This window comes from Candidatus Nanopelagicales bacterium (assembly GCA_018003655.1).
Lineage (GTDB): Bacteria > Actinomycetota > Actinomycetes > S36-B12 > UBA10799 > JAGNDY01.
Genome location: JAGNDY010000128.1, coordinates 1 through 4,270, shown reverse-complemented (window position 1 = coordinate 4,270; position 4,270 = coordinate 1). Strand labels below are relative to the sequence as shown.

The window sequence follows — 4,270 nt, the reverse complement described above, 5'->3', positions numbered from 1 at the left end:
GGCGCGGCACCCCGGTTGGTTTCGGTTGCCGCCGCAGCAGTCGTCACAACGCACGCACCAGGGAAGGCCATCGACCGGAAGGTCAGAACGGCCAAAGCCAGACTCGTTGCCGCCAGTGCAGCATTGTCGCGGGCCAACGCAGCGCTCGACAACGCCTCCGCCAAGTTGCCGACAGCACGTGCGGCCGTGGCCAAGGCGACTGCGGCAGTTGCCGCCGCGCAACAAGCCGAGGCCCAAGCCCAACAGCAACTCGCTGCGGCCCAGCGCGAGGTTGATGCTCAGAACGCGCGAATCGCGGTGGTGCAGAAGCGCATCGATGCCCTTGTCCTGCAGATCGGGGCGCTCGCGCGGCAGGCCTACGTCACCGGCGGTGAGCAAACGACCTTGGCGCTGCTGCTGCAAACCAAGGATCTCCAGAGTTTCGCCGCGCACCTGGAGTCCGAGCGTCGCACCGCACGCAACAACGGCAACCTTTTTGGCCAGGCCGAGCAAGCCCGCACGGAACTCGCCAATCAACTGCAGTTACTTGAGCAAACCAAGGCGAAGGCGGCCGCTGAACAGGAGAAGGCCGCCACTCTGGCCGCCGCCAGGGAAACCGCCCGAGCAGATGCCCTCAAAGCCCAGCAGTCCGTGCAGACGCTCGTTGACTCACGGGCTGCCTCTGCCCAGAGCGCGCAGAGCAACCGCGCATCGGTGCGTCGGGTCTACGGCAAACTGCTGGCCCAACAGGATCGGGCCTATGGACGCGTTCGGATCGGCTCGTCTGGAACCCAGCGGACTCCCAAGCAAGCGGTTGCCTGGGCCATGGGGATGGTCGGCGGCGGTTCCCAGTACAACGGCCTGTGCCTTGGGTTTGTCGACGACGCCTACGGTGCGACCGGTGCTCGGCAACCGAGGGCTATCGATCAATGGAACACGGCAAAGGGCGCCGGTAAGGGCCACCCGGGTGATCGCAATCCACCTGTTGGCGCGCAGGTCTTCTGGGCTTCAAACAATCCGGCTCGTCACATCGCGATCTACATCGGTGGCGGCATGGTCATCTCCACCGGCGTCGACAGTGGTCGAGTCGGAATCGTGCCGATGAGTTTCTTGGATGGCTACGGTCCCTACATCGGCTGGGCAGAGGCCTACTACCCGTAACCACCGTCAACCGCGATCCGCTAGCTCGCCCGCGATCCCCCGCCCATTCGTGGACTCGATGCCTACCCTGCGTTGAACCCAATTGCCAGAAGGCCCATCGCGGTCTCACCGTGACAGACTCGCAAGGTGCCCCCTGACGTACGCAGCGACGACTGGTTCATCCAGCAGGCGGCCGCGGAGGTCCAGGTTGAGCAGATTCCCTCGGTCAGCACCAACAGTTCGCCCCAGGCGTGGACGACACCGATCGGGCGAAGGTCTCGTCGGCTCATTCGGCTGGGCACGGCCGCTGCGGTCGCAGCCGTTGGGCTCCTGTTGGGGGCGGAAGCACTCGCCTTCACTGGCGCTCGGGCGACGCCCGACACTGCCTGGCTAGCAATCTCGACCGCTGGGTTCGTGACCTGCATGTTGCTCGCAACCGCCCTCTTGCTGGCGGTCAATCGGCGACCCACGGTCAACCGCGTCGGACGAGGGTTGGCCGTCACATCCCTGGCGCTGGCAGTCGTGCAACTGCCGCTGATTACGCTCGATCCGATTCTCTGGAACCTCAATCACGCATCGGTGCTCGTTGGTCCTGCCGGAGCCCGGTTCCTGCTCGCGATGATCTTGCTGTCTGTCGCAGTTGCCTTGCCCGCTCGTGAGGACCGGTGGAATCAAGTCGCCGGAATCGGAGTCATCCTGGCAACCGGGTTCGGTGTATTGGAGGTCATTTCCTACGGCTTCAACGCCAGCAGGATCTTCTGGTGGGACAGCCAGGTCGGGCTCCCGCCAGCGAGCGCCATCGCGATCTGTCTGATCGGTCTAGCGGTGCTGCTGACCCGCCCGGACCGACCGCCGTTGGCCGCTGTGGTTCGCGCGGGCCCGTCGTTGCGTGGCTATTGGTTGACCTTCTTTGGCGTCATGGTGATCATCGCCTTGAGCGCCGGGGTCGTTCGACTGATTGGCGGGCTGGGATTCGACTGGCCCACCGCCGCCACCTACGGCTGGTCGGTCTCCTTGATTGGCGTAGCCGCCTGGTACATCTACCGCGGCAACGCGATGGCGCGCTACCAGGTGATCAGCGACGGTGTGCAAGACCAACTGCGCCTGCTGGCCGACAACGCCAGCGACGTGCTGTGGCTGGCAGATCAGGACGGGCGGTGCGTATGGGTGTCACCGTCGCTCAAGGCGAACCTCGGGTGGCGCAGGCGAGCCTGGATTGGGCGCGCTGGCGAGGAGTTGGTCGCCCCAGCGAGCAGCGACCAACTGCGGGCGGCTATCGAACGCTCCCATTCGGCCGCCGCAAATCCCGGTGGGAGTTCGTTGGGCAATACGGAACTTCAATACGTCCGTGCGGATGGCGAATTCACCTGGATGTCGAGTCGGGTCCAGCCGCACTTTGATCGCAATGGCCACCATGTGGCGACGCTTCATTCCCTGCACAACGTTCAAGAACAAGTCGCTTTCCGAGAGGACCTTCGCATCAGGGAGTCGCAGTTGCGTACTGCGCTGGATAGTTCTCCGGTGGGAACCGCGCTGCTGGATGACGAGCAGACCGTCACCCAGGCGAATCAGGCTCTCGCTCGAATCTTCGAGGCCGCACCCGAGTCCCTCGTGGGCAAATCGCTGGCACAGTTGATCAACTTCGAGGACGGACACACCATCAATCCGAACATCGTTGCGGCGGGCTGGGGCGAAGGCACTAGTCGCAGCGTGTACCGGATTTCCTCCGCGAGCGGACGCACCAAGTGGTGCAGCTGCGACGTCGCCCCGATGGAGTCGGCCGAGGGTTCCGACGAGGAACCAGCCGCGGGCTTCGTCTGCCAGATCCGTGACGTCACCAGCGAAGTGTTGGACCGCGAGGAACTCGAATTCCGCGCCGCCCACGATCGATTAACCGGCCTGATGAACCGCGAGTCGCTTGAGACAACCCTGACCGAAGTCCTCACGCGCAAACCGCGTTCGGGAAGAGAAGTCGGGATTCTCTACTGCGACATTGACGACTTCAAGTTGATCAACGATGAGCATGGACACAAAGCAGGCGACCGAGTTCTGCGGACAAGCGCGGAGCGGATCAACCGCGTGGTCCGCGCGACGGACGTCGTTGCCCGAATCGGCGGTGACGAAATTGTGGTCATCGTTGACGCCGTACACGGACTCGATGACTGCATTCACATTGGCGAGATCATCCGGGAGTCGGTCAGTCGGCCAATTGATGTTGACGGGGTGGCAATCACTGCGAGCATCAGCGTAGGGGCCGCGCTCGTCCAGGCTGGCGAGACACCCGAAGAGGTGCTCGACCGGGCAGACTCGGCGCTCTACCGAGCCAAGGACGCCCGCCGAGATAGGGCGAACGGTCAGCAGTCGCAGTGACGGTGTCAGCGACCGGCCACGAGTCTCGATTGGGTCAACCGGTCGGGCGATAGACCTTTGCCCAGTCCACTTGGACGTGGCCCTGCGCGGACTTGGGTGGGGGCGGGCCGTCAGTGTTCGTCTCGAACTGCCACACCCAGTGCATCGGCTTGTCGGGCACACCGTCGGTACTGCGCCCGATGCTCTTTCCATCAACCAGAAAGTCGACCTTGCCCGGCGACCAATCGATCTCGTACGTGTGCCACCGCGATCCGTCTACTCCGGCGTCGAAGTCCTCTTCCCCACCAGTTGAGCTCGCGTAGTGCATTGCGGCGCGCCAGTTCGAACCGTCCAGCTTGCCCTCCGGGAAGTCAACCTCGCCGTCGTCGGGCCATTTCTCCGAATCGGGCCAGAGCAGTGGGACGACTTTGTAGCCAGCGATCCGGTCGGCCCGCATGCGCAGCACAAACTGCCCCGCGGTCAGGGTGGGCAACTTCGGCAGCAGCGCCGACACCAGGTACTTGCCCGATGCCTGGTCGTAGTGGAGCCAGGAGTCGAGCTTGCCGTTCGCGGCAGACAGGGTCTTGGCTGAGTCGTAGTAGCCGGAGTCCTTCCCGCGGGCCAGCCGGCTGGTGTCTTGGGCGGGGTCTTCGTAAGCAGTGAATCGGTCGCCGTAGTGGTCGAGGAATGTGCCCAAGGGGGCATCGGTGCCAAAGTCCTCATAGAAGACGAACTCCTGCCCCGGTCGATCACTTGCTGGCAGTGACGGTCCGGTCGCTGCCGAGCCATTGCCGCACCCCGA

3 protein-coding genes are annotated in these 4,270 nt (G+C 64.1%); 2 read left to right on the top strand and 1 reads right to left on the bottom strand.

Features of this window, described 5'->3' with window-relative positions:
- A partial coding sequence (locus tag KAZ48_11060) for a C40 family peptidase (protein ID MBP7973327.1) occupies positions 1 to 1,140 on the top strand: 1,140 nt, incomplete at its 5' end.
- 126 nt (positions 1,141 to 1,266) lie between these two features.
- Positions 1,267 to 3,489, top strand: a complete 2,223-nt coding sequence (locus KAZ48_11055) for a diguanylate cyclase (GenBank protein MBP7973326.1) — start codon at positions 1,267 to 1,269, stop codon at positions 3,487 to 3,489.
- A gap of 34 nt (positions 3,490 to 3,523) precedes the next feature.
- Here the strand turns inward: KAZ48_11055 and KAZ48_11050 are convergent.
- Positions 3,524 to 4,270 (bottom strand): glycoside hydrolase family 16 protein (locus tag KAZ48_11050; protein ID MBP7973325.1); only part of this gene is annotated, 747 nt, incomplete at its 5' end.